Raw genomic sequence first — 269 nt, 5'->3', positions numbered from 1 at the left:
CTGGTCATGGCCGTGATGCTCGCCGTGACGGCGGGCCTGCTCGACCTTCCGGTCGGCTGGGCCGGGGCGGTGGCGGGGATCGGGTTCTCGGCTGTCAGCCACGTTCTTTGGGACCGCCGGTGGCCGGTGAAGGCATGGATGGTCTTGACCGGCAGCGGCGAGTTCGCGAAGAACCCGCAGGGCCGATACTCCGTCGACCAGGCCCAACACGTCTTCTGTCTTTGGGTCTCGGCCCTGCTGATCACCTTGGTGTGACATCACCGGCGGGG

Annotated in this window: 1 pseudogene; it reads left to right on the top strand. The window is 67.7% G+C overall.

Annotation, left to right across the window (positions count from 1 at the left end):
• Nucleotides 1-255: pseudogene (locus ADL01_RS27185) on the top strand (hypothetical protein); the annotation flags it as partial.
• Between the last annotated feature and the right edge of the window lie 14 nt (nucleotides 256-269).

It is taken from the genome of Streptomyces sp. NRRL WC-3618, assembly GCF_001280005.1.
GTDB lineage: Bacteria > Actinomycetota > Actinomycetes > Streptomycetales > Streptomycetaceae > Streptomyces.
Note: the sequence above shows the minus strand (reverse complement) of the source record. Positions and strands in the feature narration are given on the sequence as shown.